Origin of the sequence: Nocardia sp. NPDC057668 (assembly GCF_042799795.1) — a bacterium.
In the GTDB taxonomy this organism is placed as follows: Bacteria; Actinomycetota; Actinomycetes; order Mycobacteriales; family Mycobacteriaceae; genus Nocardia.
Genome location: NZ_JBHVIC010000001.1, coordinates 1,477,612 through 1,492,588 on the forward strand (window position 1 = coordinate 1,477,612; position 14,977 = coordinate 1,492,588).

Annotated in this window: 14 protein-coding genes; 4 read left to right on the forward strand and 10 right to left on the reverse strand. The window is 68.5% G+C overall.

Going from position 1 to position 14,977, the window contains the following annotated elements; all coding sequences use genetic code 11:
• Positions 1–14 precede the first annotated feature (14 nt).
• The 3 genes from ACFVBH_RS06765 to ACFVBH_RS06775 all read right to left on the reverse strand — a co-directional run bounded on the left by ACFVBH_RS06765 (position 15) and on the right by ACFVBH_RS06775 (position 1,437).
• Entirely contained in the window at positions 15–335 is a 321-nt protein-coding gene (locus tag ACFVBH_RS06765) for a hypothetical protein (RefSeq protein ID WP_354984212.1), read from the reverse strand.
• 53 nt (positions 336–388) lie between these two features.
• Positions 389–694: a hypothetical protein gene (locus tag ACFVBH_RS06770; RefSeq protein WP_379000432.1), complete on the reverse strand. Its 306-nt coding sequence runs from the start codon at positions 692–694 to the stop codon at positions 389–391.
• A 92-nt stretch (positions 695–786) separates the two neighbouring features.
• Positions 787–1,437, reverse strand: coding sequence for a TetR/AcrR family transcriptional regulator C-terminal domain-containing protein (locus ACFVBH_RS06775; RefSeq protein WP_379000434.1), 651 nt, complete (start codon positions 1,435–1,437; stop codon positions 787–789).
• A 121-nt stretch (positions 1,438–1,558) separates the two neighbouring features.
• Between ACFVBH_RS06775 and ACFVBH_RS06780 the strand changes: the two genes are divergently transcribed.
• Entirely contained in the window at positions 1,559–2,512 is a 954-nt protein-coding gene (locus ACFVBH_RS06780) for a threonine/serine dehydratase (RefSeq protein WP_354984215.1), read from the forward strand.
• A 310-nt stretch (positions 2,513–2,822) separates the two neighbouring features.
• Here the strand turns inward: ACFVBH_RS06780 and ACFVBH_RS06785 are convergent, their stop codons facing one another.
• The 5 genes from ACFVBH_RS06785 to ACFVBH_RS06805 all read right to left on the reverse strand — a co-directional run bounded on the left by ACFVBH_RS06785 (position 2,823) and on the right by ACFVBH_RS06805 (position 9,992).
• Entirely contained in the window at positions 2,823–4,169 is a 1,347-nt protein-coding gene (locus ACFVBH_RS06785; RefSeq protein ID WP_379000436.1) for a protoporphyrinogen oxidase, read from the reverse strand.
• An 889-nt stretch (positions 4,170–5,058) separates the two neighbouring features.
• A complete protein-coding gene (locus ACFVBH_RS06790; protein ID WP_379000438.1) occupies positions 5,059–6,540 on the reverse strand; it encodes a DUF222 domain-containing protein in 1,482 nt (493 codons plus the stop codon).
• A gap of 37 nt (positions 6,541–6,577) precedes the next feature.
• Entirely contained in the window at positions 6,578–7,597 is a 1,020-nt protein-coding gene (locus ACFVBH_RS06795; RefSeq protein ID WP_379000440.1) for a hypothetical protein, read from the reverse strand.
• Positions 7,594–8,976, reverse strand: coding sequence for a pyridoxal phosphate-dependent aminotransferase (locus ACFVBH_RS06800; RefSeq protein WP_379000443.1), 1,383 nt, complete (start codon positions 8,974–8,976; stop codon positions 7,594–7,596). The genes ACFVBH_RS06795 and ACFVBH_RS06800 overlap by 4 nt, the downstream gene beginning before the upstream one ends.
• The gene (locus ACFVBH_RS06805; protein WP_379000445.1) at positions 8,973–9,992 is read right to left on the reverse strand and encodes a multiprotein-bridging factor 1 family protein; all 1,020 of its coding nucleotides are present in this window, start codon (positions 9,990–9,992) and stop codon (positions 8,973–8,975) included. Before ACFVBH_RS06805 ends, ACFVBH_RS06800 begins: the two co-directional genes overlap by 4 nt.
• Positions 9,993–10,338: 346 nt before the next feature.
• Here ACFVBH_RS06805 and ACFVBH_RS06810 point away from each other — a divergent pair, with 346 nt between their 5' ends.
• Positions 10,339–10,692: a hypothetical protein gene (locus ACFVBH_RS06810; RefSeq protein ID WP_354984221.1), complete on the forward strand. Its 354-nt coding sequence runs from the start codon at positions 10,339–10,341 to the stop codon at positions 10,690–10,692.
• Positions 10,693–10,722: 30 nt separating this feature from the next.
• Here ACFVBH_RS06810 and hemE read toward each other — a convergent pair whose 3' ends face one another.
• Positions 10,723–11,790 carry a uroporphyrinogen decarboxylase gene (gene hemE, locus ACFVBH_RS06815; protein WP_354984222.1) on the reverse strand — a complete coding sequence of 356 codons (1,068 nt, stop codon included), beginning with the start codon at positions 11,788–11,790 and terminating at the stop codon, positions 10,723–10,725.
• Positions 11,791–11,864: 74 nt separating this feature from the next.
• On the opposite strand from hemE, the gene ACFVBH_RS06820 reads away from it, so the two are divergent.
• Positions 11,865–12,491: a DUF3000 domain-containing protein gene (locus ACFVBH_RS06820; RefSeq protein WP_379000448.1), complete on the forward strand. Its 627-nt coding sequence runs from the start codon at positions 11,865–11,867 to the stop codon at positions 12,489–12,491.
• Between the two features lie 166 nt (positions 12,492–12,657).
• A complete protein-coding gene (locus ACFVBH_RS06825; protein WP_379000450.1) occupies positions 12,658–13,914 on the forward strand; it encodes an HRDC domain-containing protein in 1,257 nt (418 codons plus the stop codon).
• A gap of 125 nt (positions 13,915–14,039) precedes the next feature.
• Here the strand turns inward: ACFVBH_RS06825 and ACFVBH_RS06830 are convergent, their stop codons facing one another.
• A complete protein-coding gene (locus ACFVBH_RS06830) occupies positions 14,040–14,858 on the reverse strand; it encodes an enoyl-CoA hydratase (protein ID WP_379000453.1) in 819 nt (272 codons plus the stop codon).
• Positions 14,859–14,977: the final 119 nt, after the last annotated feature.

Sequence of the window (14,977 nt, forward strand, 5' to 3'; positions counted from 1 at the left end):
CGTGCCATCGCGAGTCAGCGCCGTCGGCGGCGGTCCCATCCGAAGCAGACGGCGGCCAGCACCAGCATCGGCACCACCGCCACCAGCGCCAGCAGGAACGGCGGCGCGGTCGTGACCGGGGCGAAGGCCAGAATACCGCCGGCCGCCATGAGCAGGCCGATCACCAGCAGATGCCCGAGCCAGCCGATCAGCAGACCGAAGCCGATCTGCCGGGGCAGCCCGCGGAAGATCATGAGCACGAACGGAATTCCGATCTGACAGAGCAGCCAGATCGGATCCACGCTGAACGGCACGCCCAGATGTTCGGCATTGCGCCAGTACAGCTCGAACGCCACGATCGCACTCAGGAAACCAGCGGGGCCGAACCAGGAGGGAGAGCTCGGCGCCGTCATTCGAACAGCACCCACTGTGCGAGCAGCACCGCGTCCACGGCCAGCGCCACGGCCAGACCCCGCATCGCGGGACCGCCGAGCCAGTACAGCAGCCCCGCCAGCGCGGCGGATCCCAGCAGCAGCCCGGGCTGAATCAGAGTGACCAGCCCCGCGTCGACCCCGGCGCGCCGCGCGATCACCTCGCACGTCACCAGCACCACCGACAGCGCGGCGAAGACCAGCGGAAAACTCAGGGTGGCCACCGTCCACACCGTGCGATCACGCAGCACATCCCAGCGCGCCGGCCGTTCGAGCGTTCCCATCCCGGACACCATTCGCCTCTCCTGCCCGCCATCCGCCATTCCCGCGATACTGCCTGATATCGCGGGACGGCACACGCACGTTCACCGCCGGATCAGCAGGCCTGAGCCGCCCAGGACTCGATGAGCCTGCGCAGACCATCGCGAAACACCGACTCATCGGTGATCGCGTCCATCACCCCGTCCAGATTGCCCGAGAGCAGGGGGAATTCCTCCGGATCCAGCGCCGCCAGCGCGGAACGCGTGCGCAGCCGAACGGCTTTCGCATCGTGCAACTCCACCAGCGCCGCGCAGCCGAGCGTGTACAGGTACATCTGGCGATAGGCGCGCAACGCCGCGGGCATGGGCAGGCCGATTGAAAGATTATCGGCCAATTGCGGTTCGGACAGGCGTGCGAGCAGCCGGGGACCCAGCAGCGGGCGCGTACCGCGCAGCAGCACCAGACCGGGACGCGCGGCGAGCAACTCGTACCAGGCCGCGAAGCGTTGTTCGGTGCGCGCATCCCAGGAACCCATCGTGCGATCGATCTCCGGCAATTCCTCGGCCAGATGATCGGCGATCAGATCCAGCAGCCCCGAGAAATCACCGCCACCGCGGCGCACGACCGTGGTGTGCGACACGTGCAGATAGGTCGCGATGGACCGGAAACTGAGCTGCGCGGCCCCGCGCGCATCGATGATCGCCAAACCCGCGCGGGCAATGGCTTCCGGCGTTGCCTCTTCGAGCGACTTCGACGTCCTGGGCATGCAACCAGCGTAAGTTACAGTGTAACTATCCAGTGCATCGGTCCGGAGCCAGTCGTGTGCCCGCACAACGGAACCGCATCTCCCCGACCGCTTATCCCGACCGACCCGCGAAGGAAACGCAGTGCAACCGACCTACGCCGACGTGAAAGCAGCCGCTGATCGCATCGCCGGCCACATCCGCCCGGTCCTGCTCGCACCCATGGACCCGGGCGGCATTCCCACCGGCGACAGCACCTGCCAGGTCTGGCTCGCACTCGAGCATCTGCAGCACGCGGGCAGCTTCAAAGCCCGCGGCGCGGTGAACTTCACACTCGCGCATCGCGAATCGGGCACACTGCCCCGCACCGGCGTGACCATCGCCTCGGGCGGCAACGCGGGCGTAGCGTGCGCGTGGGCGGCACACAAGGTCGATTCCGCCGCAACCGTCTTCCTGCCCGCCACCGCACCGGCCGTGAAAGTCGCGCGACTGCGCGAACTCGGAGCACAGGTACTCACCGGCGGCGATTCGTACGCCGAGGCAGCGGGCGAATGCGAGCGCTACGCCGCGGCATCGGGCGCACTGCGCTCGCACGCGTACGACGACCCGTACATCGCAGCGGGAGCGGGGACACTGCTGGACGAAATCGTCGATCAGGTACCGGATCTCGACACGATCGTGATCGCGGTCGGCGGTGGCGGATTACTGACCGGAGTGGCCACGGCAGCGGCGCACCACGGCATTCGCGTGATCGCGGTCGAACCGGAGAACTGCCGAGCCTTCAATGCCGGGCTGGCAGCGGGACATCCGGTGGACGTCACCGTCGATTCGGTGGCAGCGGACTCACTGGGCGCACAACGGACATCGGACATGGCTCTCGCGGCGGCGAGTGTGGCCGATGTGCGATCGATACTGGTGACCGATGAGCAGATCATCGCAGCGCGGCGTGCACTGTGGGCCGACTACCGACTCGCGGTCGAGCATGCGGCGGGGACAGCTCTGGCGGGACTGCTGTCGGGAGCGTATCGACCCGCGGCCGGTGAGCGAATCGCCGTGGTGCTGTGTGGCGCGAACACCGATACGTCGGATCTGACGTAACCGCGCGGCCGGTCGAGTGCGGATCAACCGCATCCGGCCCATGATGCGCTCGAGAATCAGCCGACCGGGGACGATCGCAGCACAATCGAGCAGTGGATGTCGGATCTGCGGGCCGCGCGTCGTCCGGCCGGACAGCCGGACGACGAGGGCAAGCACGGGGGCAGCGAGAGAGCCGCACACGCATCCGGCGGCCCCGGGCCGAGAAGTTCCCGAGCCACCGCATCGGCGAGAACCGAGCGACCGCATCGAGCCCGGCCCGCTGGCACGATCGTCACAGCCGTCTCCGTGTCCGACTCCGAAGGCGCCGGCGTCAGCTCAGTTGAGCCGCAATGCGATCGGCGGCCGCAGCGCCGGAAGCCGCACAGGCCGGTACGCCTACGCCGTTCAAATAGGAACCGGCCAGCGCCAGACGATCGAGTCCGGCTGTCGCCGTGCGGAGTTCGGCTATGCGATCCGTGTGACCGGGAGCGTACTGCGGGAGACCGCCGGGCCAGCGCTGCACCACCGTGCTCACGGGTTCGATCTCGACACCGGTGACAGTGGTGAGATCGGCAACGGCAGCGGCGATCAACTCGGCATCCGAGCGGGACAGTGCGGTGTCATCGCCGAAGCGGCCGAAGGACGCGCGGACCAGGGCTACATCGCGCTCGGCCAAGTGTGGCCATTTGCGACTGGAGAGCGTGAAAGCCTTGGCGCTCAACGATTCATCGGTAGCGACCAGAATGCCGGAATTATCGGGCAGAGCGGTTTCACGCGGGAGAGCCAGTGCCACGACCGCAGACGAGGACAGCTGAATAGCGCCGGCCAATTCGGCTGCTTCGGGGGCAATCGTGCGCAGGAAGGCAGCGGTCACTGGAGCGGGAGTAGCGAGAATCACCGCATCCACCGCGCCCACCGGATCCAGGTGCCAGCCGGTGGGAGCGCGAGTGAGATTTATTGCCTCGGTGTGAGTTTCGACCTTCGCGTCGGCAGCCGCTCGCAGCGCCTCCAACAGCACGCCATAGCCATCTCGAATACCGCCGAAGACCGGAGCGGTGGAGGGCGGGGGCAGGGCATCGGCGACAGCTTGCGTGAGACTCTGCGCGCCTGCGTCCAGGGCAGCGGCCAGGGTGGGGAGCGCGGCTCGCACACCGATCGAATCGGCCGTGCCCGCGTAGACGCCGCCGAGTAGGGGGTCCACACTGCGGCGCACCACCTGTTCGCCGAAGCGATCCGCCACCAGTGCGCCTACCGAGATATCCGTGCCGGGCTGCCAGGTCAGGGGGCGATTCGGTTCTTCGGAAATGCGAGTCAGAGTGTCGGCGTCCACCAGGCCGGAGACCGATTCAGCGGTAGCGGGGATGCCCATGAGAGTGGCAGCGGGGAGAGGGTGTGTGCTGCCTGCGGACCAGACCAGGGGGCGGCGGCCCGCGGGGTAGACGAGTTGATCCTCGATGCCCAGCTCGCGCATCAGGGTTGGAATTTCCGGGCGGCGGCCCACGAAGGCTTCAGCGCCTAGATCTATCGGATCGCCTGCCAGGGGGGTCGTGTAGAGGATTCCGCCTATGCGGTCCCGTTGTTCGATGAGCAGTAGCTCTGGGGTGGGGCCCAGGGTTTTGCGGAGGCGGTGGGCGGCTGTCAGGCCGCTGATTCCGCTGCCGACTATCGCTATGCGCATCGGGGGGCTCCTTGGTGGGGTGGGGTCAGGTCGAAACTACTCCGGGAGGGGGTGGGGGGATCGGAGGGGGCGTGGGCGATGACGTTGGGGCTTTGCGGCGGGAACCCGGGTGCCGGTGGGGAGGGGTTCTGCGGGGGCCGTGGCTGCCGGGCCGATAGACGGGGTCGGGATTTATGGATGCGTTGCCAGGTTTTCGGGGTATCGGCGCGTTGGGGGCTGGTTGCGTTGACAGACGACTGGATAGCGAGAACCAGCGGGGATCGGTCGGGGGTCTCGCTGCGGTCCCAGCCCCCGCAGGGAGAGCAGCCTGGATAACGAGAACCAGCGGAGTGCGGTTGGGGAGAGTCGGGCTGCGGTTCCAGCCCTCCCGGGGCAAAACAGCCTGGATAACGGAGTAGCAGCGGGGACCGGTTGAGAGCCTCGACTACGGTTCCAGCCCTCCCGGGGCAAAGCAGCCTGGATAACGGAGTAGCAGCGGGGACCGGTTCGGAGCCTCGACGGCGATACCAGCCCTACCGGGCCGATAAAAGGGATCCACCACCGGCGGGGGTACAAGCAACCCTCGAATCGATTACCGCTCACCACAATCACCCTTAAGGCAGTACCAGTATTCAGCGATGACGGGTCTTGTGTTTGTAAAGCTCGAGAAGGTTCCACAGTCATCCAGCCACGCTGGAAGGGTGAAAGCGCTCCCGGCTGGGGAGCCGAGGTCGGGTACGGCAGGCGAAGTGACCAGCACTGCCTCGTTGCTCTTGCTTGTTCTCCCGAACCCCGCCGGAACGCGAAGGGTGCGTGCGGGTCTCGGCTACGTCGGCCACTGGAGTGAACACCGATGCCGCTCTTTGTCTCTTGGCTCTTGGGGTTTGGGTTCCGGCTGTAGGGCAGCGCTCTAGCAGAGTCGCCGCGCCGGGATACCCGGAATCCCCGAAGGACTCGGCACACGCGGGTGATGACTGAAATTCACGCGTGGTCTGCGAGCTGGGTCGATGTGTGGTGGTGGTATCCACCCGGTTTTGCCCGGATGCTCCGAATCATCGGGCATGGTGATCGTTTTCCAGCCGTTCGGGCCGGTGTTGATCTGTGCGTGGCAGGCATCGCACGCGAAGGTCAGGTTCTCGATGTCCGTGTCGCCGCCATCAGCCCACTCGGTGATGTGATGGACCGCTGAGCGGGTGGCGGGGGCGTCGCACCCGGGGCGGGTGCACCCGCGCTCGACCGCGGTGAGTGCCAGGCGCTGCTCTACCGATGCCAGGCGTTGACCACGGGAGAGGTGCAGGGGACGGCCGTTGGCATCCACGATCACCAGGTACGGGGTCGAACGCGCGGCCAACGTGATCGCTTCGGTGATCGAGAGCGTGCCCCCGGTGTTCGTGGTAGCGAGCCCGGTCCGCTGCTCGAGGTCCGTCAGGCGCATGGTCACCACGGTCGAGACCGGCAGGCCGCGGTGGTAGCCGAGCTTGGTGGGTCCCATGTCGGGGTGCAGGAACCGAAGCAGCGCATCGTGATTGCGTTGCGCTTCGGAGCGGTGATCACGCTTGGCAGCAGCCCGCAACACTGCACGCGCGGTGACGGTGGCAGCATCGGCGTCACTGTCATCGGCTTCGGACTCGGTGTCGATCCCGAGTTCCGCGGTGGTGTGCGGGCTTTCCGGGTCATCGGGATTACACATGCCGGGCCGGGCGAACTTGGCGAACATCGGCAGGAACACCGCACCCAACTCCGGAGTCAGCAAACCCGAGATCGGGAACATTCCATCCGCGCGCTGGCGGCCGATGCAGATCCCGCGCATCCGCTGGCGGTCGTTGTCCTCGGTCAACACCCCGTCGGGGTCGGTGTATGCCAGTACCCGCACTCCGAGTGTGGTCACACCCTTGGGGTCGCCGGTGCGCGCGTAGTCGGTCAGGGAGCGTTCAGCGAGTTCCTTCAATGTCGGTTCCACGCTGGCGGGGATCCGGTCCAGGACCTTCACGATCGCTTGCACATGGTCGGCGGAGATCTCCCCGGCGCGTTGAGCGGCGGCGATGTGCGGGAACACCGGCGGCCGCTGAACCGACCCTTCGGACACGGCCGAGAGCCGGTCCGCGTTCCGCACCCGGGCAGCGGCATCGAAATGCGAGATCCGCAGCGTTTGTTGCAGGAACACGATCAGGCTCTTGATCCCGGCCCGAGAGGACAGCCCCCGCGCACCACATTCGAGAGCGAAACGCTGCTTCGCCACTTCGAGCTTGCGGAAGCCGATTTCGATGTCCTGCATGATCTCGATGACCTCGTCATCGGACAACGAATACAGGGGAGATTCGAGAAGCCCTTCCACCGCGGCAGCGAATGCTTGTGCACTCTGCGCGATGGCGGATTCCCTTCCCGAATTCATACCCCCATTCTACTCCCCAATAGCAACCGGGAATAGCTCAATTCGATTGTGATACAACCATTTTCACACAATCATACCGATCAGAATTCTCTTCCGAACGCGAAAACTCCCCAACGGAACGGAATTCATCCAGGCGGAGCAGAATCCGAACCGATGCAGCCCCGAAAGCTCGGCTGGCAACATGAGGAAGGTCGGCCGGATAGTTCGACCGATGACTGATGACAACACCATTGGCGAGCGTATAGGTGTCATCACAGTACGTAGCGGCGCAGTTTCCGCCCGCCTTCCCGGCGAGGTCGACCACAACCGTGCCGGGACGCAGCCGGCCGAGCGTCCGGTGGGTCAGGAGCAACGGGGCGAGCGTCCCCCTGCCGGCCGCCGTGAGAATCAGGTCCGGCGAGATCCGCGCCAGCAGGTGATCGAGAGACTCCGGGCTTGCCGCCAGCTGGAATTCGTCGGCGCCGCGCTCGATGGCGGCCGGGCCCCGGTGTAGGCGCGAGCCCACGGCCACCGTCCGATCACCGTGGCGCGCCGCCTCGGCGATTCCCGCCAGACCCGCGTGGCCGCAGCCCACCACCACCGTGGTGAGCCGCGCGCCGAGTGCGTCGCGAGCCAGCGCCCGGCCCTCCCGATACGCGACCGCCCCGGCGATGCCGCTCATGGCGGACAGCGGATCCCGGCCCAGCGGATCCGAGATCAGCTCGAACGCAACCGATTCCACTCCCCGGGCGCGCAGCCGGTCGATGGGGTCGCGGCGGCGCACCGGATCCTGGAAGCCCAGCAGCACGTGGCCCGAACGCAGCGGCATCGAAGACAGTTCGTAGGCGGGCGGTTTCACCCAGGCCACGACATCGCAGCCGTCGAACACCCGCTCGGGGCAGGACGCCGGGAAGGCGCCCGCGGCCGCGTAGGCCGCGTCCGAGAAACCGGCCGACTCCCCCGCACCGAGCTCCACCACCACCCGGATGCCGCTGCCCGCCAGGGTGCGCACGTCCGGCGGCGTCAGGGCCACCCTCGACTCGCGTGCCGCTGTCTCCCGGGGTACCCCGACGATCATGAGGCGAGCACGGGAATCCGGTGCTCCGGCACCGCATTTCCGCGCACGGGCACGGCCCCTACCCGCTGGAGCAGACCTTCGAGGCGATCGAACAGCTCGTCCAGCAGCGCCGGCGACTCCAAGCCGGGACCCAGACGGGGCGCGACCACATTGAACCGCACGCCCAGGCGGGACGAACCGGTGCGATCCAAGGCAACGCATTCGATTCCGGCCTCGGTCAGCAGCAGCCGTTCCAGCTCCGCGCTCGTGCGCGCCCGGGCCGAAAGCTGCGGCCCGGGCGCGAATTCCACGGTCAGGAACATGCCGTCGGAGCTGCCGAGCGGGCGCAGCACGGTCGATCCGGCCCTGACGTTGATGCCCGCCACGAGGTCGCGAGCGTGTTCCACCCGGCGGCGCAGGCGATCCCGGTTCGCGGCGAGGTACTCGGGGGTGGTGTGTTCGAGCACCGCGCGGGTCAGGTGGGTGCTCTCGCGCTGGAACGACACCCGCAAGCGCGCCTCGATTCGGGCCAGCCACGCGCTGTCACCCGTGCAGGCCGCGCCGAGCTTGCAGGGGCCGAAGGCGTTGAACGCCTTGGAGTTTCCGGTGATCGTCAGGACCCGGTCGTACAGGCGGACCGGGCCGCCGGGGGTCGGGACGGTCAGGGCCGCGATCGGGACGTGGGCGGCGCTCAGCAGATCGAAGGACATATCGCAGATCACGGGGACGCGGGACGCGGTCAGGACGCGGCCGATCGCGGTCAGCTCCTCCACCGTGTACTCGGTCAGGACCGGGTTGCCGGGCAGGGTCAGCAGGACCCCGCACAGATTTCCCTGGCGCGCATGCTGTTCTAAACAGCGGGCCAGGGCATCGGGGTCGATGGCGAAGCGGTCGTCGGCGGTCGACGGGCTCGACACCAACCGCATGCCGTATTTCGCAACGTGCGACTCGGCGTTCTTGTAGTAGCCCTCGGGACACACCAGGACCCCGCCGGGGCGGGCGAGCGTCGCCACCGCCTCCTCCAGCAGCACCGTGCTCGAGTACGGGCAGACGATCACCTCGCCGGGATCCACCCGCACCCCGGGTAGGTCACCGCCGGGGGCGCGCAGGCGCTGAAAGAGGCGGTCCGCCGCCAGATTTCGCAGGATCAGCGGCTGATGCTTGTCGTAGAGATCGCGGTCCCGGTAGTCCGCGCCCTGGGTTCCGGTCCGCACCTCGTGCCACGCGGTGTCGAGGGCCTGCGCGGCGCGCGGGTCCAGCGGCAGGCCGGTCTCACCGTGGTAGGCGTCGATGACACCCTGGTACGCGCGGCGATCGGCGCCCGGGAACCGGGGGCGGGCGCCGGAGAACTCGGCGGCGAGAGGATCCACAGCGGACAGTGCGGCCGTGGGTTCGATCACCGGCCGCCACCACCTGTCTCGGAGTCCGAACCGGCCTGCTCCCAGGCCCGGCGCAGGGCCGCGCGGAACAGGCCCTGACCCTTCTCGTCCAGGTGCTGATAGTCGGCCAGTTCGGGTTGCCGGACGATGTTGTTGATCTCCACCAGTTTTCCGGTGGTGCGGAAGCTGTCGAGCTTGTCGAAGCCGCGGATGGCGAACTGGATGTCGTGCTTGAGCGTGGAGAAGCGAGTCGCTGTGCGTTCGCGGCGGGAGAAGTCGTAATCACCACGCACCACGTAGCCGTTGTCCACCACGAGCATGCTGGGCGCGTTCGGGGCGAAGCGGCGATCCACCAGGCCCGCGTCCACGCCCGCCCGGGCCTGGCGCCACAGGCCGATGCCGTAGGCGAACACGTCCTCGATGGCGTCGACCACGTACAGGCGGCGCACCGAGACGCCGGTCCGGGCCAGGCGCAGGATCTCCTCCAGATACTCGTCGCCCACGTCGCCGGTGATGGTGCCCAGGTCCGCGGTGTGGATGGCGCGCACCGACGTGCGGGCGCAGCGCAGCACGGTGAGCCAGTCGTGCACCGTATTCCATTCGCGCACCTGCGCATTGCCCGAGGGCACCTGCACCAGCACCTCTTCGGCCTGCTCGAGCTGGCGCTCCGCGATCTCGCGCAGCGGGAAGTACTGCTCGGGGATGGCGGCGGCGTCGATGAGGTTCTGGGCGATGGCCATGCCGCGGGCGACAGCGTCGGGATCCTTGCCGAGCAGCACGTTGAACTGCATGCGCAGATCATTGGACGCCCGGTCCGCGTCCTCGGTGTCGGGGGCCGAGAGCGCCTCGCCCAGTAGCGAACTCAGGTGCTCGCGCACGTCCTGCGGGGGGATGCGGGTGCCGTTCTCGATCTGCTGGATGAGACTGCGGGAACGGCCCACCCCGGCCGCGAGATCCGCCTGGGTGAGGCCGCGTTCCTTGCGTAACCGGCGGATCACCTGGCCGATCTGCTCCTCACCCGCGGGCGAGTCGGACATAGCGCTTCTCCCATTCGTGTCGTGTGCATGATGCGTCCAGTGCCACGCTGGGACAGAGTCTAAGCATCTAAATATCATCCGCACGTCGAAACTCACCGGTAACTCGTGACCTGCGGCGATGCCCGCGGGCGCGTGACACCGGGCCTGAAGCCGGGCAGAACGATTCCGGTTGACCGAGTGCTGTTACCGCACAACTACGTTCATCTCAAGAGCTTAGATAAGAATGTTTGGGTGTGCATCGACCCGGGAACTTTGTGCTTAGTTTCTATCACCACGTGGCAGCGCAACGCATGATGGTATCAGGGCCGCGCAGCGAGGCCCGGGCACGCAAGGAGGCGCTTCGCAGATGGCACTCACATTCTCGCCAGGGCTGGTCACCAGCGACATCACGCCCGAAATCGCCTGGCACGTAGCCGCATCCGAGGGCGACTGGGTCCTGAGCTGGCTGCCCGAGCGCCGGCTGTCGCGGCAGGCCGCCATCAGCGGAATGGTGCTGGACGAGGTCCTGAGCGATCCGGACCCGGCCGATCCCGAACTGGTCCTGGAGCTGGCGGCCGCGCGCGCGGCGGATCTGGGACTGACCCTGCCGCAGGTGGTGGAGCGCCTCGCACTGCGCGTGCTGCAGCGCGACGCCCAGCGCAACCGGCCGGCGCTCGGCCACCTGCACCGGCACGGCGCGGTCACCCCGGCGGGGTGGTGACCGCGTCGTGGCGGGTTGCGAAAGACGTTGTCAGAGCGGCGAAGGCAGGCTGTGGACCAGCTTCACCGCCGCGGTGATGACCTCGGGGTCGGTGTTCGGCAGCACGCCGTGACCGAGGTTGAAGATGTGGCCGGTCGCGCCCAGCGCGATCGCCTCGTCGGCCTCGTGCGCGATCCGGCGCACCTCGGACTCGATGGCCTCCGGGCCGGCGAACAGGACGGCCGGATCGAGGTTGCCCTGCAAGGCTTTTCCGGGGCCGACGCGGCGGACCGCGTCCGTCAGCGGGACGCGCCAGTCGACGCCGACCACGTCCGCGCCCGCCTCACCCATCGCGCCGAGCAGCTCGCCGGTGCCGACGCCGAAGTGGATGCGGGGGATGCCCGCCGACGCGACCTCGGCGAACACGCGCTCCGAATGCGGCATCACGAACTCGCGATACTGGGCCAGGGTCAGCGCGCCCGCCCAGGAGTCGAACAGCTGCACCGCGTCCACGCCGGCCGCGATCTGCGCCTGCAGGAACTCGATGGTGATGTCGGTGAGCACGCCCAGCAGCTGATGCCAGGTCTCCGGATCGCCGAGCATCATGGCCTTGGTGCGCTCGTGGTTCTTGCTCGGGCCGCCCTCGACCAGGTACGAGGCCAGGGTGAACGGCGCACCGGCGAAACCGATGAGCGGGGTCTGATCCAGCGCGTCCAGCAGCAGGCCGATACCCGCGGTCACCGCGCCGACCTCCTCCGCGCGCAGACGCGGCAGCGCGCGCACATCGGCGACGGTCCGCACCGGGTTGGCCACCACCGGGCCGACGCCGGCCACGATGTCCAGATCGATGCCCGCGGCCTTGAGCGGAACCACGATGTCGGAGAACAGGATTGCCGCGTCCACATCGTGGCGGCGGATCGGCTGCATGGTGATCTCGCACACCAGCTCCGGATCGAAGCAGGACTCGAGCATGCCCACGCCCTTGCGGAGTTCGCGGTACTCCGGCAGCGAACGTCCGGCCTGGCGCATGAACCACACCGGACGCCGATGCGGGACGCCACCGGACGCGGCGACGAGAAGGGGGGCATCGGGCAAGTGGCGGCGGCTGTGAGTGCTCATCGCAGCCCATCGTAAATGCCCCCGGCGGCGCGCCTCTCACTACACCGCACCCGAGAGGTCTACCGTCCTCATACGTGACACCGCTCGACTTCCGCGACGGCGCCGCACCGACCCCGGAGCCAGAAGAACCCACAGGGTTCCGCGCCGCGGTCGATGCGATGGGAACCGCAACCGTGCATCCAAGGATCGAGCTAGCTCCGATCCGGCCGCCGCAGCGCCTGGCCCCCTACTCCTACGCCCTGGGCGCCGAGGTGACCCGCCCGGACACCAACGTGGTCCCGGTGGACTCCGACGGTGACGCCTTCGGGCGGCTGATCCTGCTGCACGACCCGGACGGGCAGGAAGCCTGGCACGGCGTGTTCCGGCTGGTCGCCTACCTCCAGGCCGACATCGACTCCGCGCTCGCGGCCGACCCGCTGCTGCCCGAGGTGGCGTGGAGCTGGCTGGTGGACGCGCTCGAGTCACGGACACCGTTCACCGCCCTCGGCGGCACGGTCACCGCGACCAGTTCGGTGCGCTACGGCGACATCGCCGGGCCGCCACGCGCGCATCAGCTCGAGGTCCGCGCCTCCTGGACGGTCGGCGACACCGAGATGCGCCCGCACGTGGAAGCCTTCGCCGAGGTGCTCGCCTACGCCGCCGGGCTCCCGCCCGCCGGGGTCACGGCGCTGGACGTCCGGCCCGGCGACGACACGAACTGAACGCGCCCGCGCCGGCCCCTCGGCGTGGCGCGCTCGGGAACACGTGTACCGCAACCAAATCGGCGCCGGGCAACTACGATTCCGAACAGCCCGGCGCCGTGTCGCGGTCCGACGTTTACTCGACGTGACGCAGGCCGCCCCTGTCCTACACGTAGAGTTCAAGACCATGTCCGTACCAGAAGAGCCCGAAGCCACCGCAGCGGTCCCCTTGCTCGCGCCCGCGGACGGTGTACCACCGGTACTGGACACTGCCTCCGACATCGCCGCGGCCGCCGCCCGGCTGGCCGCCGGCACCGGCCCGCTGGCCGTCGACGCCGAACGCGCGTCCGGCTTCCGCTACTCCAATCGCGCCTATCTGATCCAGCTGCGACGCGCCGGAGCGGGCTCCTTCCTCATCGACCCCATTCCCGTGGACGGCGACCTGACCCCGCTGGCCGAGGCCATCAACGGGCTCGAATGGGTGCTGCACTCGGCCGACCAGGATCTACCGGGACTGGCCGAACTCGGGCTGTACCCGGCGCGGCTGTTCGACACCGAACTCGGCGGCCGGCTCGCCGGCTACGAACGCGTCGGACTCGCGGCCATGGTGGAACGGCTCCTCGGGCGCGAACTGCGCAAGGGACACGGCGCGGCCGACTGGTCCACGCGCCCGCTGCCCGACGAATGGCTCAACTACGCCGCCCTCGACGTGGAGTTGCTGCTGGAACTGCGCGACGCGGTCGCCGCCGAACTGGCGGAACAGGGCAAGACCGACTGGGCGGCACAGGAATTCGAACACGTGCGACTGGCCGAACCGTCCGCGCCGAAATCGGATCGCTGGCGGCGCACCTCGGGCATCCACACCCTGCGCCGCACCCGGCAACTGGGCATCGTGCGCGAACTGTGGACCACCCGCGATCGGCTCGCGCGGTCCCGCGACGTCGCCCCCGCCCGCATACTGCCCGATTCGGCCATCGTGGCCGCGGCCACCAGCGAACCCAAGTCGATCGCACAGCTGCGCGCGCTGCCGGTGTACGGCGGCCCGCGTCAGCGCCGCTACTCGCGCGAATGGCTCGGCGCGGTCGAGCGCGCCCGGGCCCTGCCGGACAACGAGCTGCCGCCGCTGACCCAGCCGTTCGACGGGCCGCCGCCGGTCAATCGCTGGGAACGCCGCGACCCCGCCGCCGCCGCCCGGTTGCAGCGCGCCCGCGCGGCCATGACCGAACTGTCCACCGAGGTTTCCGTGCCGGTCGAGAACCTGCTCACCCCGGACCTGCTGCGCCGCATGTGCTGGGACGGGCTGCCGCGCACCGCCGCCAACGGCGACGCGCCGGTGCTCATCGACGACTTCCTGCTCGCGGGCGGCGCGCGGGACTGGCAGCGCGAGCTATCGGTGCCGAGATTGGCCGGGGCGCTCTACCCCGCGAAAGATCAGGCTTCCTAGCCCGGATCCGCACCCCGGGACCGGCCGTCGGCCGAATCCGTATCCCGGCGCGTCCTGGGCCGAAATCCATACCGGACGGTAGAGATCTAGCCGTCGCACGCCGGGAAGACCCGGGCGGGCCGACTTCAGTCCTCGAAGACCGGTGGACGGCGGTCGCGCCGAGCGCGAATGGCCTCGTCGAAATTCTCGGTGGTCAGGCGGACGTACAGCTGCGCGGTGCCCTCGTGCTGCATATGCGATTCGAAACTGCTCGCCTCCAGCCCGCTCCACAGCATGCGTTTGGTCAGCTCGGTGCCGACCCGACTCCAGCGGATCATCTGCTCCGCGGTGTCGTAGCAGCTCTCCAGCAGTTTGTCCGCGGGCACGACCCGCGACACCAGGCCGATGCGCTCGGCCTCGGCGGCGTCCACGTCCCGCCCGGTGAGCATGATCTCGAAGGCCCGCGTGGTGCCGACCACGCGCGGCAGCAGATAGCTGATGCCCAGTTCGGCCGAGGTCAGCCCATTGTTGATGCCCGCGGCACGGAAGTACGCGTCCTCGGCCGCGATCCGCACATCGGTCCCGACCGCCAGGCAGAAGCCGCCGCCGATGGCCGCGCCGTTGATGGCGCTGATGACCGGCTGATGCATGCGCCGAATGGTGAGCATGACGTTGTTGAGCAGATCCATGGACCGGCGGGCGACCGAGGTCTTGGTCAGGCCCTCCACCCCCGGGACCCGGCCCGCGTGCTGCAGATCCGCGCCCGAGCAGAAGCCGTGCCCGGCGCCGGTGAGCACCACCACCCGCACCTCGTTGTCCGCGGCCACGGCCTCGAGGGTTTCGCGCAGCGGCACCATGACGTCGAAGGCCATGGCGTTCATGCGGTCGGGACGATTGAGGGTGACCAGCGCAATGCCCGGTCGCGGCTTCTCGACGAGCACGAACGCTGGGTCGACTTCGGACATACGCAACTCCTGAACCAGAAAACTGAAACCTGTTCCAGAATTTACGCGATTCGCGCCCACCCCGTCCGGGAATGCCGCCGGTGCGAGACCGGCGGCCCATGCCCGAAAAGCCGCCGGTG